The sequence below is a fragment of the Deltaproteobacteria bacterium genome (assembly GCA_020845895.1).
Taxonomy (GTDB): Bacteria; Lernaellota; Lernaellaia; order JACKCT01; family JACKCT01; genus JADLEX01.
Window position 1 is genome coordinate 39773 of sequence record JADLEX010000023.1, and the last position, 25357, is coordinate 65129.

The window sequence follows — 25357 nt, forward strand, 5'->3', positions numbered from 1 at the left end:
CTTCGCCAAGGCTACGGCGGACAGGCGACCAAAGACCCAAACATGAACGTTGACGAAACACTGATCCGAAATGTCGCCGCGCTCGCGCGGCTCGATCCCGACGGGCTCGACATTCCTGAACTCACGCGCCACATGCGCGAGGTGATCGAATACGTCGAGCAGCTCAAGGAACTCGACGTCGCGGGCATCGCCGCCACCGCGCATGGCCGCCCCATGCCGCTGCCGTTGCGCGACGACGCGGCGCGCCCCGGCCTGACCGTGGACGAGGCGCTCGCGGGCGCGCCGAAACGCCAGGGCAATTTCGTCGTCGTGCCGCGCGTGATCGAAGGGGGCGGCGCGACATGAGCCTCGAAGCGCAGCTCGATCGCCTCACCCTCGCGGGGGCGAAGGCGATGCTCGACAACAAGGATGCGACCAGCGTGGAGTTGGTCGATGCGTGCGTCGCGCGGGCCGAACGCCTGGACCCGAAACTCAATCTGTTCATCACGCGCACCTTCGATCAAGCCCGCGCCAAGGCCGCGGATGCGGATGCGCGTCGTGCGCGAGGCGGCGAATTGCCCGCGCTGCTCGGCCTGCCGATCGGCCTCAAGGACATCCTGTGCACCAAGGGCGTGCGCACGAGCGCGGCGAGCGCGATCCTCGAAAACTTCGTGCCGCCCTATTCGGCGACGTGCGTGAAGAAGCTGTGCTGCGCCAACCACGGGGCCGGCGCGATCAGCGTCGGCAAGCTGAATCAGGACGAATTCGCGATGGGATCGTCGGGCGAGAACAGCCACTTCGGCCCGACGCGCAATCCGCACGACGTCACGCGCGTGCCGGGCGGATCGTCGTCGGGCAGCGCGGCGGCGGTGGCGTCGTCCGCGGTGCTCGCGGCGCTCGGCACCGACACGGGCGGCTCGATCCGCCAGCCCGCGTCGCACTGCGGCATCGTGGGCATCAAACCCACGTATGGGCGCGTGTCGCGCTGGGGCGTGGTGGCCTACGCGTCGAGCCTCGATCAGGTCGGCCCGATGACGAGAACCGTCGAGGATGCGGCGCTCATGCTCGGCGCGATCTGCGGCCACGACGAAAAGGATTCGACGAGCCTGCCCGACGCGGTGCCCGACTTCACGACGGCGCTCACCGGCGACATCCGGGGGCTACGCCTCGGCGTGCCGCGCGAATATTTCGGCGAGGGCCTCGCGCCCGATGTGGAACACGCCGTGTGCGCCGCGATCGACACGGCGAAAAAACTCGGCGCCGAGATCGTGGATATCGATCTGCCGCACACGCGCTACGCGGTGGCGACGTATTACCTGGTCGCACCCGCGGAGTGTTCCAGCAACCTCGCGCGCTACGACGGCGTGCGTTACGGGCTCCGCGCGCCTGCGACTGACCTGCTCGAGATGTATACGAAATCGCGCACAGCGGGCTTCGGTCCGGAGGTGCGCCGCCGCATCATGCTCGGCGTGTTCGCGCTTTCGTCGGGATACTACGACGCTTACTACGGTCGCGCGTGCCAGGTGCGCACGCTGATCCGCGAGGATTTTTCGCGCGCGTTCGAACACGTGGATCTCATCGTCTCGCCCACCGCGCCCGAGACGGCGTTCAAAATCGGCGAGCGCGCCGACGATCCGCTGCGCATGTACCTGTCCGACATCCTGAACATCCCCGTGAATCTCGCGGGCCTGCCGGGCATGTCGATTCCGTGCGGCGCGGACGACGCGGGCCTGCCCGTGGGATTGCAGATCATCGGCCGTCCGATGGACGAGGCCACGATGCTGCGTTTCGGCGACGCGATGGAAAAGGCGCTGCCGCCGCGCATCGTGCCGAACCATGCTAAACTCGCGGGAACCTGAGGAGGCGGCGATGAAAATCGAACGTGTCGAGATCACGAATTTTCGCGGGATCGATCATCTGGCGCTGGATTTCGTCGACCCGGCTGGAAAGCCGCTCGATCTCGTCGTCCTAGCAGGCCCGAACGGCTGCGGGAAAACGAGCGTGCTGGAGGCGTGCCTATTGTCATGCGAATATCAAGCACTTCCTCATGGAAAAGAAGGAAATTCATTCAATATAGGCCTCAAATCCGAAAATGCCGAGATTATAATTGACATTGATGCTGGATCTGATAAAAAGTTCAAATTAAAAAATACACTTCGATCAATTTCTCTTGAAGATCTCGTGATGTCAAAGTTGCAAAACGGGGCCGATGTTTTCAGTGAAGACTCGATATCTGCCGTGTGGAGCTTCGCCAAAGAGAGGCAAAATGCATCTGAAATGCAGAAAAAGTTGAAAGATTCTGTAGAGTATTTTTCATCGTCAAGGCAGCAGGTTTTGGCCGGTGGATTACCTGTAGCGATCGCTGGGAATCTCGAATCTTTTGTCACGGAAGAAAATGTGAGATTAAAAATATTGAAATCGTATTGTATCGACGTTACAGCACTTAGAGGGTTTCGGCGAAATGATAATTCGCCAAAGAATGATCCTGTTTTTGAATCCTTGGCTTTGGCTTGGAGTTATTTTTATCCACATTCTAAAATCAAATTTGAAGCTAGGCCCGTTGATTCACGGCACATAGACGATCAACAGCTAAACGATGTGAGAAGGATGAACTTCGACTTATTTATAGTTGATGATTTGAATAAAAAAATAGTCTCTGTAGATAAATTGAGTTCGGGAGAGATTGAAATATTATGTATGTTGGGCACTTTCGCGATTGTAAAGAACAAGCCGAAATTATTGTTCATCGACGAGCCGGAACTGCACCTGCACCCGACTTGGCATCGAGCGATTCTTCGTGCGCTGCGCGAGGTTCTCCCCGACACGCAGATCATCTGCGCGACGCACTCCCCCGACGTGCTCGATGCCGTCGAATACTACCAGCGATTCGTTCTTCTCGACGAAAATGACCCGCGCGTTCGTCTTCGCAATTCACGTGCGCTCAGCGAAGGCGGTCGCGACTGATGCCGACGCACAGTCACCTGTCTGCGGAAATCGCCCGTTCGGTAGTCGTCGTTTGGGTCGAAGACGAGCTGACGCGTGCGTATCCCACGGCGCTGTGGGAAGACAAGGACATCACGTGTCGATTCGCCGGCGGAAGCAACGCCGTGCGGGGAATCGTGCGCGACACACACGATGGCTGGGTATTTGGGATCGTCGATCGCGACTTTGGAACAGACAATTTCGACCGATGGGCGAATCCACCGGGAGACCTGACCGTTTATCGTCTCCCGGTGTTCGAGATCGAGAACTACCTGCTCGATTTCGAGCTGATCGCGGATTGCCGCGCGAATTACGCGAATAGAAGTGAGGACGAGGTCCGAAGCAGAGCCATTCAGTGCGCCGAAGCCATGCCCGCGTGGCTCGCATGCCGCGATGTCCTTGCGAGGTGCCGCGGTGAAATGATCGGCGAATATTTCGAGAATCCGACATTCGGCACCATTCCCGATTTGGCTGCCGCGACGACGTACATTGGAAGCCAGCCGTGGCTTCGCGACCTGGAATTGCGTGCGCACGAGGTCGTCGCGAATCTCAATCCATATTTGAATGTCGCACACACATTACGAAGGCAGCAATTGGAGAACCAAATTTGGAATCGAGACTTTCCCGGTAAAGAAATCTTTAGGACCGTGCGTGGATACGTCACGCAAACCGCCGCGCGGGCGCGAGAGGGAACGTCGGTGCAAGAAGACATCGACTTGGCGCGGGCCATTGCGGATAGCCAGCGAGCCGCGAACCGCATTCCTTCGGATTTGGCGCTTCTCCACGATTCCCTCGTGAGGAGGGTAGGACTCGCATGAAGAAAACGTACCGCAGGTCCACTTCCGAGGTCTCCGCATGAACGCGCGCCCCTACGACATCGTCATCGGCCTCGAGGTCCACGTTCAGCTTTTCACGAAGACCAAGGCGTTCTGTTCGTGCCCGACCGACTTCGGCCACGACGCGAACACGCAGGTCTGCCCCGTGTGCATGGGCATGCCCGGCATGCTGCCCGTGCTCAACCGCCGCGTCGCCGAGATGGCCGTGCTGCTCGGCCTCGCCACGCACTGCTCCGTGAATCGCGAATCGGTTTTCGCGCGCAAAAACTATTTTTATCCCGACCTGCCCAAGGGCTATCAGATCAGCCAGTACGACAAGCCGATCTGCGAGCACGGCTGGTTGCCCGTAATCGTGGACGGCGCGGAGCGGCGCTTCGGCATCACGCGCATTCACATCGAGGAAGACGCGGGCAAGTCGATGCACGGCGGCGGCGGATCGCTGCTCGACTACAACCGCACCGGCGTGCCGCTGCTCGAAATCGTTTCCGAGCCCGATTTCCGCACGAGCGACGAGGCGGTGGCGTATCTGAAAACCATTCGCCAACTCGTGCGCACGCTCGGCGTTTCCGACGGCAATATGGAGGAAGGCTCGTTTCGCTGCGACGCCAATATTTCGGTGCGTCCCACGCCCGATCATCCATTCGGCACGCGCGCCGAACTGAAAAACATCAACAGCTTCCGGTACATCCAGCGCGCGCTGGAATACGAGGCCGCGCGCCAATGGGATCTGTTGCAGCACGGCGAGGTCGTGGTGCAGGAAACGCGCCTGTACGACGCCGAGAAGGGCCGCACCTATTCGATGCGCGGCAAGGAAGAGGCGCACGATTATCGCTACTTCCCCGATCCCGATCTGCATCCGCTGATCGTCGAGCCCGCCATGATCGACGCGGCGCGCGCCGAGTTGCCAGAATTGCCGTGGGAAAAGCGCGTGCGTTTTGAGCGCGACTACACGCTGTCGATTTACGACGCCGAGGTTCTGACCGCGGACGACGAGCTGTCCGCGTATTACGAGTCGGTTCTGGGCGAGGGCATATCGCCCAAGACCGCGGCCAACTGGGTGTCGTCCGAACTGCTCGGCGCGCTCAACCAGCGCGGGTTGGAACTGGCGAAGAACCCCATCGACGCGCCGCGCCTGCGCGAATTGCTCACGCTCATCGCGTCGGAAAAAATCACGGGCAAGATCGCCAAGGACGTGTTCGCCGCGATGTTCGACACGAAGGACAGCCCGGCGAAGATCGTCGAGTCGATGGGCGTTTCGCAGATCAGCGACGTGGCCGCGATCGAGAAGATCGTGGACGAGATCATCGCCGCGAATCCCAAACAGGTCGAACAGTTCCGCTCGGGCAAAACCGCCGTCATGGGATTTTTCGTCGGCCAGGTCATGAAGGCCAGCCGCGGCCAGGCTCATCCCCAGATCACGCACGACCTTCTGGCGAAAAAACTCGGCGGCTGATCACCCGCGGTCTATTTATCAGCATAGAGCGGCTTTCCGCAGACTGTTGGTTCGCGCCCGATAGCGCTTCGCAACGGATCCAAGGACGGAAGTTCAAAAGCCGCCGCGATGCCGCGATCGATTTTCGCTCGCACCGGATCATCGGCCATCTCCGAAATCGGAAGCAGGGTTTCCCGGCTGACCCGATCATAAAGGTCCAGCAGGCTCTCGCGCTGCCGTTTTTTCAGCTTACCGAAATTCGGAACGGGCAGGGATGAAAGGGAAGGCTTTCGCAACTCGACCCATGGACCCTCCGTCATCGTTCGAATCGAAAGTAACGAGAGAATTCCGATGCTGCTGTTCAGCCACAGGGCAAGTAACTGTTCGATATCGTGGGAGACCGCCTTCGCCGGCCACCAGGTATTTGAGAGTGCCTCGACGGGGAGCAGGCATGCGACGGTTCGATTTGCGTTGAGCCGGAGTCTTTCGGCGAGCATCAACTTCGCGGCTTTCGGCCAAAGAAGAGCGACCGGTCGTTTCGGGCGGTTCTCCTTGGGATGGACGAGAGGTTCCAGATATCCGTTGGGAATCTGGCTGATCGTTAAAACGCGATCCGATTTGTGACTCCAAAAAGCTGGGTACGGCGTGGGGTCCTTAGAAAACGTGAACCCGTCGTGAATATCCCGACGGTCCGGACCGAGGTGAACAATCTTGCCAAGAGTTTCGCAGGGGACTTCCTTCTTTTCCGCAGTGCCGGGAATGAAAACGACACCTGTCTTTCAATTCCGCGCGGCACGACTGACATCGACTTGGGCGAAGGTCGCCGGATACCAACCGGAGTCGCGGATCTCGTTCCAGGGAACCGACACGGCTTCTCCGGCCTTCCGGTCACCGAGTCGGATCGACGAAATCGCGTGGTCATCCTCGAACTGCGCGGGCGCTGGGTCACCAACGATTCCGGCAATCGTGAGCGCCTCGATAGGCGACGTCATGTTTTTCCAGAGGTTGACGAAACCCGTTCTCGGTCCGTGGTTCTCGCCGTTGGCGCGCCGGCGGGCGACGATCAGGATTTCGCTCAGGTCCGTGCTCTCGGAAAAACTCCATTTCTCGGGATCGTGACTGCTGACAACGTATTCCAGAATGAAGTGGTCAGACAGCATGGATCTCGACTTTTCCCATGCCACCCCGGTTGCGAGAGAGGCGGGAAGCACGAACGCGAGCCGACCTTCAGACTTCAGACGTTTCGCGGCAACAGCCAAAAATACGGACCCGAGACCGGCCGTGGTGCTCGCCCAATCAGATTGAGTGGAGTCCGCTTCGGCCTTCAGCATCTTGGCGAGGCGTTTCTGCATTTCGGATCGTTCCGTTTCGGACAACGAGCCGAACAGTAGATTGCCGCCGACCCTTCGCACAAAAGGAGGATTCATGACGAACAGGTCGATCTCCGGGAGCGTCGCCTGGGTTCGTCGTTCTCCCGATCCCGTGACGCGTGCCGCGTCGCCCGCCTTCTCCACCGGCCTCATCAGATCGAGTTGCACGCCGAGTGTTGTTTCCTTCAGGAATCCGAGACTGCCCAGCGCGTATTGTCCCTCGGATGTTCGGCCGTGAGGGAGGCTCATCAGGTTCATCGTCCGGAACGGGACTTCCGGGTCCAGCGTGGCCAAGGTGGACGCGGTCAGGTGGACAGCGCTCGCCAGCACGTCATACCCATGGAGGACGTCTTCCACCATCGCCCGGTGAAACGCCCTCCGATCCGCCGGATCGACGCGTTCATTCTTCCGGAATTTTTCCGTCACGAAATTGTCGGACGCGGCTTGCAACGCCGCCATGAGAAGCGTTCCCGTACCGCAGGCTAGATCGGCGACGCGAAATGACCGGATCACTTCAGGATCGGCCCAGTTCACGGCTGGCCACAACCGGGGCTGCAGCGCCAACTTGAGCAGCAACGTCGCTGCAGGCACTGACGTATAGAACGTCCCGAGGTGTTTTGCGGAAAGCAGCAGAAGGTGGAAGATACGCCCCACGAGGTCGTGACGCAGGGCGGCCCGATTCCTGACTACGCCGTCCGCTCGCGTGTAGAGAGTTTTCACCGCATCGTCCACGTCCCGCATCACCGGAGCGCTCTGAAGAATCCTGCGCGCCACGTCAAAAATCGGAACGTAGTTGATCGCGTCCATGATCGATTTCCACTCGTCGCACAATCGCAGAATGGGACTGGCGTCCTCGAATATCGCGGCAAGCGACGCCACACGGGGATTTGCGCCCGACAGCAACGAATGAAACGTGACGGCGTTCGCGACGGTGAGCGCGGCGATCTGTGCGGATGAGTCCGCTTTCAGGCCGTCGAGTGGATCGCTCGACGCATACTCTTCCTCGGTGATGATTCCAAGCACTCGTGCGCATCGACGGCATCCGACCGGATTCGTCCGTATCGCCGCGACGAGCGGCTGCATCGAGAAGCGGAGCAATTCGACGGCCGACTCGACGACATCCTCCTGGGCGAGGACGGCGTGGGTGCGCCGGAGGCCTTCGACCAAATCACTGAGGCTGCCCTTCGACCAGTCCGATGAACCGGCTTCGGTCGATATGATCCATTCCAGTGACTGCTCGCTTTTCATCCCGTCGAGCAGCCGATCAAAAGAAACCCGTCGAAGCCTCGTGGGGTAGACGAGAGCGACGCCGATGTGCGCGTGCAAGGTTTCGATTCGCTCTCGCGCTTGTGCGAAAACTACGTCCTTGGCGTTCCCCTGATCGGCGATCTTGCCCTCGATGACATGACGCAGCCCATGCTCGACGATCATGACGTCGGGGAGTGCGCGTCGTTGACCCTGCGCCGTGCGGATCAGATGAGACGTTTCCGGGTCGGCCGACACGCCGAGTTCTATGAGCGCCATCGCCGCAAAGACGTTCAATACTTCTTCTCGATGTGCGTCGGCCATGGAATGCCCTCTCGTGTGACGCGTTGATAGCAGAAATCCGTTCGCAAGAGAAACTCGGCACGTCGTAACGCCTCCCGGCGCGTCGTGACGTACCTCGACGCATTTCGCCGCCGACACCCGTTCATCCGGCGAAGGGTGAGGGAGCGCGTTTCGCCTTGCGACGACAGGGCAGGTGCGGGCGCACTCGACGGCGGCTTTTACAGATATGAACAGCCGAGGGCGGCTGTTCCACATGACGGACTCCGGGTCGACCAACGACCAACGACCAAAGACCCACCAATGACCGAAGAAACCTTTCATGCCATGTGGGAAGCCGTGCGCGGGCGGATCGCCGAGATGCTCGCGGGCGAATTTCCCGACACCGATCTCGACGAGATCACCAAGCTGCTGGAGCGCGTGCAAAAAGGCATCGCCGCCGCGCGCGACCGCGGCGAGGACGTGATCGTCGTCAACATCGCGATTCCGGGTACTGAAGAATAGCGGGAGTCGACGACCGTGCGGATGTCGATTCAAGCGGGCGGATGTCGGCTCAGGTGGGGTATGTCATTCTGAGCGAAGCGAAGAATCTGCGGTGGAGAAGGAAGATCCTTCGCTGCGCTCAGGGTGACAAGAGTCGGCATACGACCACCGGCGAACGAACGACGACAAACGACGAACAACCAACGGCCAACGACCGATAACCAACATCCAACAACCAACAACCCATTCCGTGCTCCACCTCTTCGCAAACTACCACCCCCACGACGGCCAAAAGCGGCTGCACCGCGCGGGCACGCGCTTCGTCGCGCTGTGCGCCGGGGTGCGTTCGGGCAAGACGTACGGCGCGGCGCGCGAGTTCCTGCGACGCGTATACGCCGACCGTTGGGCCAAGTCGGGATCGCTGCTCTACTGGGCCGTCGCGCCCACGCACGATCTGGGCGAGGTGCAGTGGCGCGAGGTGATGAGCGCGCTCGCGGGTCCGGTCGCCGTGATCGTGCGCAACGTCCACCGCACCGACCGGCGCATCGAGCTGGCGGGGGACATCTCCGTCGAGTTCAAGAGCGCGCACGTGCCCGAGCGGCTCGTGGGCGTCGGCCTCGACGGATTGTGGATCGACGAGGCCGCCCGCGTGGATGAGCGCGCGTGGACCGGGCAACTGCGCATGCGACTGTCGGACCGGCTCGGCTGGGGACTTTTTTCGACCACGCCGCTCTCGCGCAACTGGTTCTTTCGCGAGATCTGGCGGCGCGGCGATCCGGGCGACGCACTGGCGTTACCCGACTACGGCCGCGCGCATTTCACCACCGCGGAAAACACCGCGCTGCCGCACCTGGCCGCCGAGGTCGAGCGCGCTCGCCGCGAATTGCCCGCGCGGTATTTCGAGCGCGAGTATCTCGCGTCGTTCGATGCCTTCATCGGCCAAGTCTTCGAGGGCTTCGATCGCCGCGCGCACGTGTTTGCGGACGCCGACGCGCCGTCGCGGTTCGACGAGGTGCGCGTAGGCGTGGACTGGGGATTCCGAAACCCCGGCGCGATGATCGTGGTCGCCCGCGACGGCGACGGGTGCTGGTGGACGCTCGACGAGCGCTACGAACGCGGCTTGCCAGTGGTAGGGGATGGACGCACGTGGGTTGCGATCGCGCGTGAACTCGCCGAGCGGTGGCGCCCGTCGGCCTTCGCGTGCGATCCCGCGCGGCCGGAGTACATCCGCGCGCTGCGCGGCGCGGGATTGCCGGCGCGCGCCGCGAAAAACGACGTGGCCTCGGGCATCGCGCGCATCTGCACGCTGCTGCACCCCGATCGCCCCGGCGGGCCGCTGCTGCGCGTGCACGCGGGGTGCGTTCAGCTTCTGTCGGAAATCCCGCAATACCGGTGGCGCGACGACGATGGTGCGCGTGAAGAGCCCGTGAAGCAGGACGACCATGCGATCGACGCGTGGCGCTATGCCCTCGTGACCGACCCGCACAAGCCGGGTTTCTGGTGACGCGGGCGTGCGGACGACGGGGGCATGACAAATCCCGATGCGCGTGAGAAATTGGCGTCGTCGGGCGCGTGGGAATTCGCGCCGATTCCGGGAGATACATCATGTGGGCGTGTTGGCGGTTTTGGATCGCGGCGGCGGTGTTCGTGTGCGTCGCGACGAGTGCGTGCGACGACCACTACGATTTCGAAGACGGGCGCGACCGGCCGCTCGGCCAAGTGCGCGTCGATCAGAGCTATTTGCGCGACGACGCGAACCGCTACGTCTTCCTGCACGGCGCGAACCTGTCGGGCAGCACCAAGTTCCCTGCGGGCACGGACCCCGTCACCTACGTGGGCAAGCCTTTCGACCTCGCCGACGCCGAACACCACTTCGCCATCATGCGAAAGCTCGGCTTCAACACGATCCGTTTTCTCGTGATCTGGGAGGGCGTCGAGCCCTACGCGAGCGGCGAGTACGACGAGGATTACCTCGACTATGTGGAAAAGGTGGTGCGTCTCGCCGGCGAGAATGGGCTCTACGTTTTCCTCGACATGCACCAGGACTTTTTCTCGCGCCACCTCGTCGCGCTCTTCGACGACGGCGGCGACGAGATGAATCTCTACGACGAAAAGGAAATCGCGCTCGCCGGGGAATACGGTCTCAACAACCGCGTGGGCGGCGACGGCGCGCCCGCGTGGGCGGTGAAGACGTGCCTGCCCGAGAAATTCGTCGGCGGCCCGGAGTGGGGTCTGCCGTTCTGGCTCGGCTCCAGCCCGCGCACGGTGTCGGACGTCATCCCCTTCCAGCTTTGGGGCGTCAACATCTTCATCTCGCTCGACGTGAACCGCTGCTTCGCGGCGATGCTCGCCGGGCGCGAGGTGTATCCGCACCATACGATCGAAGGGAAAAACGTCGAGGACTACCTGCAGGACAGCTACGCCAACGCGTGGCGGCAGATCGCGATGCGCGTTAAGGATTCGCCGAACGTGCTGGGCTATGACCTCATGAACGAGCCCGCGGGGCTTTTCATCCGGCTGCCGATTCAGGCGCTGCTCTATCGCGAGGCCAAGTCCGCCGGCGGCAAGATCGGGAACGAGCGCGCGATGGAGATCGTGAATGAGTTTCTCGACGGGCTCGTCGAAAACGGCCTCGGCGCGGGGCAGGCCGACCTGATGCGCGAGGTGTTCATGTCGGACATCGGACTGCCGGCGAGCGTGGACGAGATCGAGGCGCAGGGGTTCGCGCCCGACCGCGCGTTCGATCCGTGGCGGCCGGAGCTCGACGCGGCGCTCGCCATCAATTCGAACTTCAACAAGACGCACCTACAACCGTTCTACGAGAAGGTGGGCGGCGCGATTCTGGAAGAGGACCCCGACGCGATCATGTTCATCGAGCAGGCGCTGGGGGCGATGGACCGGGGTATCGGCGGGCAGTGGGCCGAGCCGATGACGCGCCCCGAGGGTTTCGACCAGATGGTGTACGCGCCGCACTACTACACGGACATCTACCCGCATCTGGGCGTCAACGCACCGCCGCGCGAGTTCACACCCGAGGAAAAATGGCTGCGCGACTACCGCGACCCCATCGCGGAGGCGATCGAACCCGCGACGTTTTCGCTCGGCAATCCGCCGGTGTTGATGGGTGAGTTCGGCACCTACTTCAACTTCGGCGGCATCGATGAGTCGATGGCGAACGACTACCACATCTCGACGCTCGTGCTCAATCCGTATTACGAGGCGTACGACGAAATGCTCGTGCACCGCACCGTGTGGTGCTATTCGCCCGAAAACACCGCGGAGAACGGCGACGGCTGGAACCGCGAGGACTTTTCGGTGCTCGGCCCCGACGGCGAGCCGCGCTCGTGGCAGGCGTATTCGCGAACGGTTCCGCGCGCCACCGCCGGGCGTCTGCTCTCGATGTACTTCCACTCGCCGGTGCACTACTTCGAGCCGCGCCCCGGCGAACAGACGCCTTATCTCGAATTCCACATGGAGATGGCGGGCAAGGAGACCGACGCGCCCACCGAGATTTTCGTGCCGCCGCTACAGTACACCGACGGCTTCTACGTGAAGGTGTCGGACGGTCGCTGCGAGTACGATCCCGAACGCTTCGTACTGTATTGGCACGTCGCCGCCGACGACCCCGGCGCGGTCCACACCATCACGATCAATCCGCCTTACGCGCAGGGCGATCCCGGCGATTGGGATTATTTCTTCCGCGGGAACGAAGTGCTGGAGCGATAGGGCTCACGCCACGATCGGCTTCTTCTTCGACGGCTTGTCGGGGGTTCTGTCCTTCGGCTCGAACATCGTGCACGGCATGCCCGAGTTCGCGAAGACCTGGACGCTGGGAATCTGCACGGATTTGAAGCCGAACGCGCGGCAGCCGTGTGGGCATGCGGGATCCCACGTCACGGCATAGTGCCGGCATCGGCGGCAGTTGATTTGCTCCGGCGGCATGGCCAAGGTTATACCACGGCAGCGATGGAATCCGAACGTCGAGAAAGGTCGGCGGATGTTCCCAAACGTCGAAACGCACATGAACGGCGCCGCGCTCGTGATCACGATGCGCCGCCCGGAGCACGCAAACGCCTACGATGACGCCATGCTCGCGGGTATCGCAAACGCGCTCGCGTCGGCTCTTGTCGAACCCGCGGTGTCGGTCATCGTCATTCGCGGCGCGGGCGATCGGCATTTTTGCGCGGGGGCCGATCTCGACGCGCTGCGCGCGCGCGATCCGCTTTCGGTCCTCGATCTTCCCAGCGCGCGGCTCTTCGCGGCCATCGCGGCGTTTCCGAAGGCGACGATCGCGGCGGTGAACGGCGCGGCGGTGGGGGGCGGGTGCGAGTTGGCCATCGCGTGCGACCTGCGTGTGGCGTCTCAAGATGCGTTCTTCGCGCTGCCGGAAACAGGGCTCGGTTTGATCCCCGCCGCCGGGGGCTCGCACCGTCTCGCGGCGCTCGTGGGCCTCGGTCGCGCGAAGGAGATGATCCTCACGGGCCGACGCGTGGATGCGGACACGGCGCTCGCGTGGGGACTCGCGAACGACGTCTGCGCTCCCGAGGATCTCGATACGCGCGTGCTCGCGCTTGCGGCGTCGATTGCGGAAAAGGACGGCGACGCGATCGCACTTGCCAAGGAGACGATGGCGCTCTCGTTCGCCGCGCCCGCCGGCTCCGCGCTGGCCCGACTCGCGCAGACGCTGCTCGGGCTACGGCGAAAGTGATGAGATCTCGCGCGACCGGACGGCGCGCGATTCATGAAGAACGGCCGCCCCGAAGCGGAGCGGCCGTATGCGGCAGGGCCAATCTCGAACCGCGGTACGGTTCGGGAACTGGTCGTCGGATCAGGCGTCGCCCTTCGCGCGGCGAATGACCTTGGGCGCGCTCGACACGGCGCTCTCATGACCGGGCAGGCACACAACGCCGTACGCCGGATTCAGGATCTGATTGCGCTTCTTGAGAATCTGCAGCGCGTTGCGCACCGACGAAATCGGGCTCTTGGAGGAACCGGCCGCGCTGCGCTTGGAGAGTTCGTCGAGAATCTCATGCGCGGACATCGGGCGACCGTACTGCTCCATGATCTCGAGGATGAGGTTGTTCATCGTGAATCCGCCGCGACGAGCGCGACCGCGGGTGCGGCGCTGAATCATCGGCTTCACGTCGGCCTTGCCTTCCCAGACGAGGAGCAGGTCTTCGCGGCGCTTCATGTCTTCGCGCACCTGAAAGATTTCCTTGTCGAGTTCAGCTTTCTTCCCGTTGATCTCGTCGATCTTGCGTTGGAGTTCGTCGAGTTCGCGGCGGACAGTGGCGATAATCTCGGTGGTCGAGGACATTGGAATTACCCCCAGTGGAATTTCGGGTTGGACATGACCGACGTATAACAACATCCCACTTTGGCGTCAATGGAAAATCTGTTACGCGAAACTTTTCCGTGCGTCCGTCGGCGAAAAGGCCATCAGCCCAAAATGTGCCCGATTTTTGGAATTCGTGTCCCCGGCGAGTGAATCCGCAAGGTTCGTTCACGCACACGAATTTCCGCGCTTTTTCAGGCACTTTCACGTCTTTTCTCCATGGGCATCACAGAAAAATGAACGAATTCCCGAGAGGCTTATCGAGAAAAACGGTTAAAAATTCCCAAAGTTCAGCCTTTTCAGAATCGGCGAACTTTGAAAATTTCTGATCGCTTTTCCAAAAAGAGCCTAAAAACCGGATGCTTCGGGAGGACGCCCAGGTCGAATTTTTTCGACTTTTCCGAGTTGGCTTCGTGCCCTCGCCGCCTTCCAGCTCCTCTCTGCTTGATCGGTCACGATTGGGATACCTTGGAATCCGGCTGGAAAACGTAACAGTCGACCACGTTGCGCAAAGGCCTGCGTACGTCTTTTGCCGCTCATTCCAGCGTCATCGCCCACCGGCGAAGTCTTCGCGTCCTTCCCATGACGATTGTCTGAGAAATCCCTTGGTTTCCATCTGCGGAATTCGACGCGGGCTGACGAAACCGCTTTTTGACCCGCGTTGATGGATTCACCGATCCATAGGTCAATCGCGACGATGAATCAACGCACCTGTCGCAATTCGTCGTGCCCGGATGTCGCCACGTTGCGCCGCCCCCCCATCTCCACATCCGTATGTCCCGTGGTCTTGGGATTCGATCGAAGAGTGTGCTAACGTTCCGCGAGTTGGATCGGCGTCCCGCCGCGAGTCGGGCAGCGTATGCCGGTCTTCGTGAGGGGGAATGAATGACACGGTATCTCGCGATCTTCGTTGCCGCACTGGTCGTTGTGCTCGGCGCGCATCATTTCACGCAGGGGGCTTCGACCGGTCCCGCGGGCGTGCAGATTCTCTCGCTCACGGGGAAGAAGCCGGCGATCTTCAATCACACCGCGCATGTGGAACGCGCGCAGGGCAATTGCCGGATCTGCCATCACAAGGACGCGCCGGGCACCGGCTCGAAGTGCATGACGTGTCACACCGAGCCCGCGAAGGCGGGCATCCCCGGCGGACGCCAGGCGTTTCACGAGTGCATCAAGTGTCACGCGCCGGGCACGGGTCCGATCTATCCGAAGGACTGCATGACCTGCCACGTGCGTCCGGGCGTGTGAGCCTCCGTCAACGCACGGACCGCGTTCGAGCAACATCACCCGCCGAGTTCGTGTTCGAAAACGCGCGAGCGTGTTTCCTCGTTCAGTGCGCGGACGAGATCCGACGTGTGCCGATGGTGCGTGAAGAGAAGCACCTGCGTGTGATCGGACAACTGCGCCAGCGATTCGAGCGCCGCCGTCGCGCGATTCTCGTCGAACTGCACGAGCAGGTCGTCCGCGATGACGGGCAACGCGAGACCATCGACCGCGCGCCGCTCGATCCACGCGAGACGCAGCGCGAGCCAGAGCTGGTCGCGCGCGCCGTCGCTCATGGCGGGGACTGGAACCGGATCGCGTGACGTCGGGCGAAAACCCGCGATCGTCGGCGGGTCGTCGCTGTAGTTGGCGCCGAGTTTTTCGAACGAACCGTGCGTGAGCTTTTGGAACAATTCCCCCGCCCGGGCCAGCACCGGATTTTGCGAACGATCGCCGAGGGATTCGATCCGCGCGGCGAGCAAATGCGTCGCGAAACGCAGACGCCGCCAGCGTGCGACCGCATCGCGCAGTTCGGCGAGCACGCGTTCCCGCTCGTCGAGCAACTGGGCCGCTCGCGACGCGGGCGCCTCGTCGCGAAGATCCGCGCGCGCGGCGGCGATTTCGTCCCGGAGTTCGTCATATTCCCGGCGCAGGTCATCCAGTTCGCGCTGCGCGATGTCGAGATCGAGTTCGGAGGGTTCGTCGCCCTGAGTAATTTCGCCGCGCAAGGTTTCCAGATCCGCGCCGCGGGCCTCGCGTGTCAGGTCGGATCGCAGGCCGTCGCACTTTTCGGCGAGCACGCGCTTTCGCGCGGCAAACCGGGCGATGTCTTCGATCTCGTCGGCCGTGTCGCATTTCGCCCGCATTCGCAGCGCGTCGATTTCGGCGAGCGCCGCTTGGAGCCCGGTTTTCGCTGCATGAAGAGCCTTTTCGTCCTGGACTTCGCGCATCTCCAGATCCCGGAGGCGCTCGTTGTCCGTCATCGCCCGCTGAAGCCGCCCGTGCAACTCTTCGATGAGATCCGCCGCGTCGGTCTGCGCGGGCGCGATTCCCGACACTTCGCTCAGCTCCCGCGCTCGCCGCCGAACGTCTTCGATATGCGCGGTCATCTTTGCGATACGCGCGTCGAGGCCGCGAATCTCTTTTTCGTACCCGAAATATTCGTCGAGCTTCTTGAGCACCTCCGCCGCCTGCGCGGGAGCCGCGTCGCCGGTCATCGGCAAATCGGCGACAGCCAAGCGCCATAGGTCGGCCCATCGCGTCCGCTCATTACGCACCTGTTCGAAACGACCCGATGCCTCGGCCAGTTCCAGTTCGCGGGACTGCCGGGCGGCATCGGCGATCGCGCGTTTCTGATCCAGGCGCCGCTCGTCTCCAATGATCCGCTTCGCGGCGGCATGGAGCGCCGCGAGCGTCTCGCCGGCCGCCGTCTGTTCCCCACACGCCTCGAGCGCGCGTGACAGCCGGGCGCGCCATTCGTCGGCCTCGCGTCTCGTGGTTTGCGCCCGTTCGACCGATTCCCGCGCAACGCGGGCTTTCTCGCGAACCGCGCTGAAGGCGTCGAGCCATTCGCGCATCTCGGACGGCGATTTCGGCGTCACGGCGGCGTCCCGCCACTCGGCGTTCCAATCGTGCTCAAACGTGTCGCGGCGAACGCGCCAATCGTTTTGGGCTTCGACGCACTCGGCGCGCGCCATTTCGTCCCGCGCGGCTTCCAATTCGAGTCGCACCGCCTCGGCGACCCGCGTCGAGTCGCCGCGCAGCCGGTCGGCGGCTTCGTCCGCCTCACGCATGGCGTGCTCGAAGGCGGCGGCCGGATCGCGCCCGCTGTCGTAAGCGGCCCAGGTATTGGTGTCGTTCGCGCCACCCAGCCAGGCGTCGCGAACCAGTTTCCAACCCTGATCGCGATGTTGGCGGGCGGCGATCAGGGCCGCCTCGGTGGGCACTTCGCTTTCGCGCGCCAGTTCGCGCCCCCGCTCGTCGCGCTCCTGCGCCGCGCTGTCCAGGCGGCGGCTACGCTCGTCCAACTCGCGTTGCGCCTGCTCGATCGCAACGATTTCGCGTTCGAATCGCGTCACCGTCGCGCGCGCCGGGATCGGCGTTTGTTCGATTTCGTCCGCGCCGCGTGTCCACAGCGGCAATGCGGCCGTCTCGCGACCGAGATCCGCCCGGGCGCGTGCAGCGGCGATTTCGGCTTCGTTGGCGGTTTTTTGCGGATCGCCGGTCCGTGCGAGATCATCGCAGAGTTCGGCCAGAGACCGCGGATCGCGAGCGGCGGGCATCGCCGCCCTTTCGGCTTTTTGAAGACTCAACATCGACTCGGCATGGCGCGCGCGTTCGACCGCTTCGGCATATCGCGTCGTGATGGTCTGATGCGACAGCACGAGTTCGTTGAGTTCCGCCCGGCGCGCGACCGGCAGGCGCAGCGTGGCATCGGCGGCGTCGCGGGAAAGGGCCGGATCGAGATCGCGCAAAATCGCGTCGGCGTCTGTGCCGCGAATGAGCCGATCGCTCTTCACACCGGGCAGATCCCGCGCGGCGGCCTGATAAGACCCGACTTCCTGATGAAGCGCGCGGATCGCCGACGCGCAGGCCAGCACATCGCGCGCCACCCGGATCGCGTCTTTTTCGGCCCGCGTCATGTCCAGCGTATTTTCGGTGTTGCGCACGACGTCGGTGAAATTGTTTCTCTTGGTCCGCGCCTGCGTGAGTTCCATGTCGAACGACTCGGGAAGATCGGGAACGAGGGCGAGCGCGGCGAGTTCGCGCTCGGTGGCGTCAAGCTCGTCGAATTTCGGCCGTATTTGGATCCGGCGTTGCAGCCGGTCGACATCGATGGTGCGCTCGTCGAGAGTCCCTTTCAGTCGTCTCGCCTTCGCGTTCGCATCTTCGAGTCGCCGCGACCGGGTTTCATAATCCGATGGATTCAGCAACGCCTCGTCGGCCTCCTTTTTTATCACGTCGGCTCTGGCGACAAGGTCGTTGATCTTCCGTGTTCTCGCCGATGCGCCAAACAACGCTTCCGACTCGGCGATCAGCGCGTCGCGGAGTCCTCGCACGTCGGCCCCGCCGCGCCCGGCCGCGAACAGGCTCTCGGCCAGCGCTCCGCCGGCCTTGAGCAATTCCTCCCCGCCTCTGCGCAGCCCGTCATGATCGAGTCCGAACATGCGAACGAATTCGTCCCTGTTCACGCCGCCGAGCAGCGCCCGTAGCGAGCCCTCGTCGATCGGCGCGCCGCCGGCATCCACGAGTGAATTCTTGTCCCTCTTGAGCCGCGTGATGTCGATGGCGCGACCGTCGTCTGTTTCGATCCGCGCACCGACGCGCAGATCCTTGTATGCGAACCGAAAGTCGTCCGGCGTTTGCTTGGGAAATCCATAGAGCAGGGCGAGTATCGCGCGAAGCGCCGTGCTTTTTCCCGCCTCGTTCGCGCCGTGGACCACGTGCAGACCGCGCGCGGTGGCGGACAGGTCCAAAACGCGATCCTGAAAATGGCCGTATCGTTCGAGGCGCAGCTCCAGAAATCTCATCGCGCGTCTCCGCTCCGCGCGAGCTTCGCCGCGAGCAACGCGCACGTATCGGCGGCGTCGGGCGCGTTGTCCGCGCCGAACAGGTCGTGCAGGTCGCGCGGCAGTTTCTTTTTCAGCGCCTCGTCATCCTTGCGCATTTCGATCATCGCGGCCGCCACCAATTCGGGGTCGTCCGCGATGCGTTCCAGATCGAAATCCGACCCGATCGATTTCGCGTCCGTCGGCGCACTCGTCTCCCACGCCACTTTTTCGACCCACCCGCGACTTCGCGAAACGTTCGTCACCGCTTGCCTTGCCTCGGCTGTCCAGCGCTCATGGTCAGCGACGATGTCCCGATGCGCCGGGCACGAGCCGCGCACCCGGATTCGCAGCGCCACAGGCCGTCCCTCGGCTTCGTCGATCGAACCCGCCGCGGCGGCCTCGACGCGTTCGATTGCGGTTTCGCCATCTCCGCATCCCGCGGCATCAACCTCGACGAGCGCCCAGCGCGCCGCATCGAGAGCGACGAATTCCGGCTCGGCCACGCGGCCATCCGTCACGCGCACCATCATCGCGCCCTTTTCACCCGTTTCACGGGCGTGACGGCCCTGCGTGTTGCCGGGGTAAACGATCCACGGATCGGCGCGCACGATTCGCCGCGCGTGCACGTGACCCAGCGCCCAGTAGTCGTATCCTTTCGCAATCAGATCTTCGACGCCGCAAGGCGCGTAGGGTTCGTGATCCGGACTGCCCGCAAGGCTGGTGTGAAGCACGCCGATATTCACGTAACCGGAACGGCGCTCGGGATAAGACGCGACGATATTCGCCGACTCGGCCCGCTTGCCGAAGCCGCGCCCGTGAATCGCGACGCCGAGGTCTTCCCATACCACGCTTTCGGCGTGTTCCGTCGCGAAACGGGAGACGTTGTCCGGCAGGCGCAGGGATTTTGTGATGACCGATTGCGCATCGTGGTTGCCCTGAATCAGCGCGACGCGAACGCCGGCGTCGCGAAGGCGCGACATGCCGTGCGCGAAATACAGTCCCGTGTTGAAGTCGCGCCAGTCGCCGTCGTACACGTCCCCGGCGATGACGACGAACGCCGCGTCGGCCTCGATCGCGAAACGCACGAGGTTGTCAAAAGCGCGCCGCGTCGCGTCGCGCATCGCCTCGACCGGCGCGCCGGGATAATCGGCGAGTCCCTTCAGTCGGGAATCGAGATGGATATCCGCCGCGTGAATAAAGCAAAAGTCCGTCATGCGTTTTTCCGGGAGGGAGGTTACGCCGAAATGATCGGCCAAAGCCGGGCGGGAGGCAACATCTGTTCCCCATTTCCCGCGCAACCATTAAACTGCCGTTCTCGCAACGCCCACAAACCGGAGCCGTGCATGCGCCCGATTTTCCGCACCGTCGTCTTCGTCGCTCTCGTTGCCCTGATCGCGTCCGCCGCATGGCGCGCCGCGCCGGCCTCGGGGGCCGACGCCGCCGCCATCGCCGCCGATCTGGCGAAGGAATCGCGCGGCAAGATCCAGCCGATCGAGGATGAAACCGGCGCGATGAACGCGTTCTACGCGCAGCTTTCTCGAAGCGCCGCGAAGTTGTCCGGCTCGGTGACGCGCGTGGCGCACTTCGGGGATTCGACGATCGAGATGGACCTGACCCCCGGGCCGATGCGGCGATTGATGGCGGCGCGTTTCGGCGACGGCGGCCGCGGTTTTGTGCTCATGGGTCGGCCCAAGCCGTGGTATCGGCCTTACGACGTCGAGTTCGACCCCGACTCGACGTGGATTTCGAGCGACGTGAAGGAAAACGACGTCAAGGACCGGCGCTTCGGCCTCGGCGGCGCGTACCTGCTCGCATACAAGGACAAGGCGACGACGAAGGTCGGCACCGCGAAGGGCGGGCCGACGGGCGAGAGCGTCTCGCGATTCGAACTGCTCGTGCCGGTGCGTCCCGACAACGGCTCGTTCGCGGTCGCGATCGACGGCAAAAGCCTGGGCACGGTCGTCGCCACCGGCGCGGACGCCGAGGGCGTGGCCGAGTTCAAGCTGCCCGACGGCAAACACACGATCGAGATCACCGCGCTCACCAAGGATTCGCGCGCCTACGGTGTGATCCTGGGCCGCGACGGGCCCGGCGTGGTGTGGGACGCGCTGGGCGTCAACGGCACCGGCGTGCCGAGCTGGTTGTCGGCGAACGAGGACAACTGGATTGCGCACCTGCGTCACCGCAATCCCGATCTCATCATCCTCGCGCTCGGCACCAACGACACCTCGCCCGACCTCGATCTGGAGGCGTACAAGAAGCAGGTCGCGCGGCTGATCGAGCGCGCGCGCAAAGCCGTGCCCAGCGCGTCGATCCTGTGGCAGGCGCCGCTCGACCGCGCGACCAAATCGGGCGGCGATCTGGTGACGAGTCCGATGCTGCCGAAGATCGTGGCTGCGCAGCGCGAGGTGGCGAAGCAGCAGAAGGCGGCGTTCTGGAGCGCGTACGACGCGATGGGCGGCAACGGCTCGATGGCGCGCTGGTACAAGGCCAAGCCGCAACTGGGTGCGGCGGATCTGTTCCACCCGACGCGCGAGGGCGGCGAAGTGATCGCCAAGATGCTCTACGACGCGATGATGACGGACTTCGCGAAGTATCTGCAGAAGAGCGGCGTGGCCGCGTCGGCGCGCGAAGCGGTGGCGAGCCCGCTGGTGAAGCTGAGCCCGAATTGACAGGGAGCGATCACGCCCGCGTCGTTCGCGGCGCGCCAGCGTGAAGGCACGGGTCGCCGGGAATCAAACCGGAGCGTGGGCCGAATTGAAAGGGGGTTTGCCGCCGCTTTGCACGCGGCCGTCGAGTCCGGCTTGGATCTGTCGAACGAATTCTTCCGCGGCGGCGCGAGGGTTAGCGGCATTTCGGATCGGGCGTCCGACGACGATGTAATTCGCTCCTTCGCAAATCGCGGTCCGCGCGTCGACGTGGCGCTTGTGATCGTCCATGCTTCCGTCCGATTGGCGGATGCCGGGGGTGACGATGACGATCTGACCGCCGACCTGCTCGCGAATGGTTCGAGCTTCGCGTCCCGACGCGATGACTCCGTCGCAACCGAGTTCTGCGGCCCGCTTCGCCCTGGCCAGCACGAGGTCGTCCACCGTGCACGCGAATCCCAAGTCCCGCATGTCGTCGTTGTCCAGACTCGTGAGAACCGTAACGATCAGAATCTTCAGGTCCGCGTCTCCTCGCCCATTGACGGCCGCCTGAACGATTTTTCCCCCGCCGTGGACAGTGAGGAAACTGATCCCGAGTTTGGCGGCCTGACGCACCGTGCGCTCGACGGTCTCCTCGATATCGTTGTACTTCAAATCGAGAAAAACGCGTTTCCCCCGGGCGAGCAACCAGTTCACCATCTCGGTTCCGCCGACCAGGTGGAGTTCCAAGCCGACCTTGAAAAACGAGACAACGCCATCCAGTTGGTCGACGAGAGTCTTCGCGCTGTCGGCAGAGGAAAAGTCCAGCGCCACAATGAGTCGGTCGGCGGCTTCAGTCATCTTGGAGCTCCCGTGACATGGCTTTGAGCGGTCTGATCGGCAGCTCGCGCTGGGGCTGCAAGTACTCGATGTAACTCGCCACGGCATCCCGGATCAGGACGCTGCGGGGAATCTTTGTTCTCGCGGAGATTCTGTCAAGCTCTTCGAGCAGGTTCGGGTCGAAAGACACACTGACGGGGATTTTTCGCTCCACCATGGCATGCTCCAGTTCGCTTCTTAATAATCTGAATAATTAAGATTGTCAAAGATACCTCGGCACTTTCCGGCCCGCACCTGTCATTCGCTCTTCGCTCAGGTTTTTTTCCAAGGAAGGCACGTGCTATGAATGCTCTGTCTTGGATCCGAACGGAGACAGCGATGCGACGGGTGATTGGCGTACTGGCGGTGACGGTGGTGATGTTCGCAACGGGAACGGCGACGGCGCTGGACGATCAGCCCTTCGCGTTCGCGGGGGGCGGGCTCGGCATCCACACCATCGACGCGCCGGCGTACAACGACGCGCTTGCCGCGGTGAACGCCGACGACTTCCGCACGTGGTCGCCCGCGATCGGTGCGTGGTTCGGCGCGGGGCTCGACCGCATCTGCCTCGAAGGCTTTCTCGGCGGCGGCGGGCAGTCGCAGTCGGGTTCGGCGGGCGACCTGGACCTCGGCGCGTTCTTCATCGGCCTCGACGGCGGCTACGCGTTCATCGATACGCGGCGCGTGCGTGCGTTTGCTCTGGCGGGCCTCGCCCTCACCGGCCAAAGCCTGAGCATCGACTGGAGCGCCGACACGCAGTCGACGATCGACGATGCGCGCGATTCGACGAGCGGGCGGGCGGGATCGTCGCCGAGCACCACGGTGGACGCCGAGATCGCCGACATTCCGCGCTCGACCGACATCAGCCGCACGGCGCTGGCGGGGCATCTGGCGCTGCAACTTGACGTGTACGTGGCCGAGTGGAAGAGCCGCGAATGGCTCTCGCGGCTGTCGGTGGGCGGGCGCGTGGGCTGGCTGCCGGCGATCGCGACCGGCGAATGGCGGAACAGCTCGGGCGACGACGTTTCGGGCGACACGCCCGACGCCTCGGCGAGCATGTCGTACGTGTTTCTGACGATCGGCGGGGCGTGGGACAAGCGGCGCGAGACGCGACTCCACAAGGGCAACGTCCCGGCCGAATCGGACAAGCTGAATGCGCCGAAGAAACCGGAGGACAATCGGCGGGTCAAACCGCGAAAGGGCGACGAGCGGATCGAGCGCGAGATGAAAAAACCGCGAAAGGACGACGATCGGCTGGAGCGGGAGATGAAGAAGCCGAAGAAGGACCCCGACCGCTCGAAGGATCCCGATCGCGATCTCGACAAAAAGCCGGGCGCGGTGCCGCCGCTGAAGGACGATCGGGGCGACAAGAAAGACGACAAGAAAGACGACGACGAGAAGGACGACGACAAGGACAAGAAGGATAAGGACAAAGACAAGGACGACGACGACGACAAGGACAAGGGCGGCGGGCGGAAGTAGTTCGCGCTACTCGAAGCGCACGAAATCGACGACGAGCGCGCTGTCCCAGTAAGGGTCCGCGGTATCGGCGACGCCCAGCACCAGGGTGATCGTCTCGCCGGGATAAACCGGCCACGCCGCGAATCCACCGCTCGCCAAATGGGCGTCCCACACCGCGCCCCCCGCGTTGTACGACGCATCCACCGACGTCGCGATGCCGCCGAGCGTCGATGCCGATCCCGGAATGTCGCCGAAGTCGCCGCCCGATCCGTTCTCCATCGTGCGATCGACCGCGAATCCGCGCGTCCCGCCCGCGACGAACGCGAACGCCGTGTCGGCGTAAGGCGAGCCAAGCCACTCGGAGGCGTCCTGCGTGAGCAGGTCGTAGGAGAGGATCATGCTCGTCGCGCCATCGGGCACGACGATCGCGCGCGCGGCGAGGCATGCGGTGCGTCCGTCGCCACCCGTGGTCAGCAGCCCGTACGCCGCCTCGTCGCCCGCCGGGAACAGGTCGGCGTACGCCGCGATGTCCGTCGACAGGCAGTCACCCGATTCGCCGATCGACGCGGCGGTCCATCCTGTGGTGTCGCCGGTTTCGAAATCGCAATTCACGCAATCATCGGCGGCGCCGATCGCAACGCCGTCCGCCGCGAGGTCGAATTCCGCGCCGGAGACGACAACCGTGCCGTCGGAAAACATTGCGCCCACGGGCGTCGCGCAGTCCGGGCCGACGCCCGCCACGCCGCATTTGGGATTGGGGTTTGCCGCGACATCCGTAATCGGAACCGCGAGAGCCGAGACGCAGCCGTCGCCGGTCGCCACCAGGGTCGCGGCGCGGCCCCAATCGGCGGCTGACGCTTCGCGCGCGGTGGGAACGGCGAACGCCCCGCTCGCTCGCGCCAACGCGGCGATCGAACGCGCACCGCCGGTCACGCGAACGGCGGTGACCGCCTCGCCTTCGCAGGTCGATGCGACCGTGCCCGTGGCGAATCCGACTTCTCCCTGCGCCGCGTAGGCTGCATACCAGCCCGAACCCGCCGGCCCGACCGCGTCGCCCAGCAGTGCGGCGGCCTCGTCGTCGAGGCGCATCACCGCGCCATCCCACGCGAGCTTGTGAACGAAGCGCGGTTCGCTCGCGCCGTCGTCAACCTTCGTCAGCGCGATCTGGTGTTCGATGCCCGACAGGTCGAGCCCCGCACCGGCGAGGCTGCCGCCGTTCTCGGCGAGCGTCGCGTTGATCTCATCGAAGTTCACCGACCACAGGCCGTCCAGCATGCCGAGCTGCGTGGAGTCGAGCCGAAACGCGAAGAGGAATCGCCAGCCGCCGGGGGTCGGCACGCCGGCGTCGCCTTCCGAAAGACTCCATGTGTAGCCGGTGCGTTCGCGCAGCAGGTCCTCGGCGGTGGGCGCGTTGGCGTCCTCTTCCTGTTCGTCCTCTTCCTCGTCCTCGTCGCCGCCCCCGCCGCACGCAACCAGAACCGTCGCGAGCACCGCGACCAGCGCCCACGCGAGGAATCGTCGAATATGAATCGTGCAAATCACGCCGCACGTCCCGTCTTCAAAAAAGCGCGTCATGCTTTCCGGTTTTGGCCGCATCGTCAATCCCGCGTTCCC

At 63.5% G+C, this 25357-nt stretch carries 21 protein-coding genes; 12 read left to right on the forward strand and 9 right to left on the reverse strand.

All coding sequences use genetic code 11. The features are described 5' to 3' along the window. The first annotated feature begins 42 nt into the window (after positions 1-42). From gatC to gatB, 5 genes are all read left to right on the forward strand, one after another. The gene (gene gatC / locus IT350_02610; GenBank protein ID MCC6156916.1) at positions 43-345 is read left to right on the forward strand and encodes an Asp-tRNA(Asn)/Glu-tRNA(Gln) amidotransferase subunit GatC; all 303 of its coding nucleotides are present in this window, start codon (positions 43-45) and stop codon (positions 343-345) included. Next, positions 342-1838, forward strand: a complete 1497-nt coding sequence (gatA, locus tag IT350_02615; GenBank protein ID MCC6156917.1) for an Asp-tRNA(Asn)/Glu-tRNA(Gln) amidotransferase subunit GatA — start codon at positions 342-344, stop codon at positions 1836-1838. The genes gatC and gatA overlap by 4 nt, the downstream gene beginning before the upstream one ends. Positions 1839-1848: 10 nt before the next feature. Next, positions 1849-2943, forward strand: coding sequence for an AAA family ATPase (locus IT350_02620; protein ID MCC6156918.1), 1095 nt, complete (start codon positions 1849-1851; stop codon positions 2941-2943). Between the two features lie 143 nt (positions 2944-3086). Next, the gene (locus tag IT350_02625) at positions 3087-3779 is read left to right on the forward strand and encodes a hypothetical protein (protein MCC6156919.1); all 693 of its coding nucleotides are present in this window, start codon (positions 3087-3089) and stop codon (positions 3777-3779) included. Between the two features lie 37 nt (positions 3780-3816). Then, on the forward strand, positions 3817-5250 hold the full coding sequence (gene gatB, locus IT350_02630) for an Asp-tRNA(Asn)/Glu-tRNA(Gln) amidotransferase subunit GatB (GenBank protein MCC6156920.1): 1434 nt from the start codon (positions 3817-3819) through the stop codon (positions 5248-5250). An 11-nt stretch (positions 5251-5261) separates the two neighbouring features. Here gatB and IT350_02635 read toward each other — a convergent pair whose 3' ends face one another. Continuing rightward, entirely contained in the window at positions 5262-5726 is a 465-nt protein-coding gene (locus IT350_02635) for a hypothetical protein (protein ID MCC6156921.1), read from the reverse strand. A gap of 282 nt (positions 5727-6008) precedes the next feature. Continuing rightward, positions 6009-8468 (reverse strand): hypothetical protein, encoded by a 2460-nt coding sequence (locus IT350_02640; protein MCC6156922.1) that lies wholly within the window; start codon positions 8466-8468, stop codon positions 6009-6011. Here IT350_02640 and IT350_02645 point away from each other — a divergent pair. The 3 genes from IT350_02645 (at position 8448) to IT350_02655 (ending at position 12353) form a co-directional block, all read left to right on the forward strand. Continuing rightward, on the forward strand, positions 8448-8648 hold the full coding sequence (locus IT350_02645) for a hypothetical protein (GenBank protein ID MCC6156923.1): 201 nt from the start codon (positions 8448-8450) through the stop codon (positions 8646-8648). The two genes, IT350_02640 and IT350_02645, sit on opposite strands and share 21 nt — an antisense overlap. Positions 8649-8877: 229 nt before the next feature. Next, positions 8878-10131, forward strand: a complete 1254-nt coding sequence (locus IT350_02650; GenBank protein MCC6156924.1) for a hypothetical protein — start codon at positions 8878-8880, stop codon at positions 10129-10131. Between the two features lie 101 nt (positions 10132-10232). After that, complete coding sequence (locus IT350_02655) at positions 10233-12353, forward strand: cellulase family glycosylhydrolase (protein MCC6156925.1); 2121 nt, start codon at positions 10233-10235, stop codon at positions 12351-12353. A gap of 3 nt (positions 12354-12356) precedes the next feature. Here IT350_02655 and IT350_02660 read toward each other — a convergent pair whose 3' ends face one another. After that, positions 12357-12569 (reverse strand): uracil-DNA glycosylase, encoded by a 213-nt coding sequence (locus IT350_02660; GenBank protein ID MCC6156926.1) that lies wholly within the window; start codon positions 12567-12569, stop codon positions 12357-12359. A 79-nt stretch (positions 12570-12648) separates the two neighbouring features. Between IT350_02660 and IT350_02665 the strand changes: the two genes are divergently transcribed. Next, positions 12649-13335 carry an enoyl-CoA hydratase/isomerase family protein gene (locus tag IT350_02665; GenBank protein ID MCC6156927.1) on the forward strand — a complete coding sequence of 229 codons (687 nt, stop codon included), beginning with the start codon at positions 12649-12651 and terminating at the stop codon, positions 13333-13335. A gap of 120 nt (positions 13336-13455) precedes the next feature. On the opposite strand, the gene IT350_02670 is transcribed toward IT350_02665, so the two are convergent. Continuing rightward, positions 13456-13944, reverse strand: a complete 489-nt coding sequence (locus tag IT350_02670) for a hypothetical protein (protein MCC6156928.1) — start codon at positions 13942-13944, stop codon at positions 13456-13458. Between the two features lie 903 nt (positions 13945-14847). Between IT350_02670 and IT350_02675 the strand changes: the two genes are divergently transcribed. Then, the gene (locus tag IT350_02675) at positions 14848-15210 is read left to right on the forward strand and encodes a cytochrome c3 family protein (GenBank protein MCC6156929.1); all 363 of its coding nucleotides are present in this window, start codon (positions 14848-14850) and stop codon (positions 15208-15210) included. 35 nt (positions 15211-15245) lie between these two features. Here the strand turns inward: IT350_02675 and IT350_02680 are convergent, their stop codons facing one another. Together IT350_02680 and IT350_02685 are read right to left on the reverse strand one after the other, a co-directional pair. Beyond that, the gene (locus IT350_02680; protein ID MCC6156930.1) at positions 15246-18755 is read right to left on the reverse strand and encodes an AAA family ATPase; all 3510 of its coding nucleotides are present in this window, start codon (positions 18753-18755) and stop codon (positions 15246-15248) included. Next, positions 18752-19990, reverse strand: coding sequence for a DNA repair exonuclease (locus IT350_02685; GenBank protein ID MCC6156931.1), 1239 nt, complete (start codon positions 19988-19990; stop codon positions 18752-18754). Before IT350_02685 ends, IT350_02680 begins: the two co-directional genes overlap by 4 nt. Before the next feature lie 129 nt (positions 19991-20119). Between IT350_02685 and IT350_02690 the strand changes: the two genes are divergently transcribed. Next, positions 20120-21448 carry a hypothetical protein gene (locus IT350_02690; GenBank protein ID MCC6156932.1) on the forward strand — a complete coding sequence of 443 codons (1329 nt, stop codon included), beginning with the start codon at positions 20120-20122 and terminating at the stop codon, positions 21446-21448. 63 nt (positions 21449-21511) lie between these two features. Here IT350_02690 and pyrF read toward each other — a convergent pair whose 3' ends face one another. Together pyrF and IT350_02700 are read right to left on the reverse strand one after the other, a co-directional pair. After that, positions 21512-22264 carry an orotidine-5'-phosphate decarboxylase gene (pyrF, locus tag IT350_02695; protein MCC6156933.1) on the reverse strand — a complete coding sequence of 251 codons (753 nt, stop codon included), beginning with the start codon at positions 22262-22264 and terminating at the stop codon, positions 21512-21514. Continuing rightward, positions 22257-22460 carry a ribbon-helix-helix domain-containing protein gene (locus IT350_02700; GenBank protein MCC6156934.1) on the reverse strand — a complete coding sequence of 68 codons (204 nt, stop codon included), beginning with the start codon at positions 22458-22460 and terminating at the stop codon, positions 22257-22259. Before IT350_02700 ends, pyrF begins: the two co-directional genes overlap by 8 nt. A 161-nt stretch (positions 22461-22621) precedes the next feature. Here IT350_02700 and IT350_02705 point away from each other — a divergent pair, with 161 nt between their 5' ends. Further along, the gene (locus IT350_02705; protein MCC6156935.1) at positions 22622-23764 is read left to right on the forward strand and encodes a hypothetical protein; all 1143 of its coding nucleotides are present in this window, start codon (positions 22622-22624) and stop codon (positions 23762-23764) included. 6 nt (positions 23765-23770) lie between these two features. Here IT350_02705 and IT350_02710 read toward each other — a convergent pair whose 3' ends face one another. Then, positions 23771-25318: a hypothetical protein gene (locus IT350_02710; protein MCC6156936.1), complete on the reverse strand. Its 1548-nt coding sequence runs from the start codon at positions 25316-25318 to the stop codon at positions 23771-23773. Positions 25319-25357: the final 39 nt, after the last annotated feature.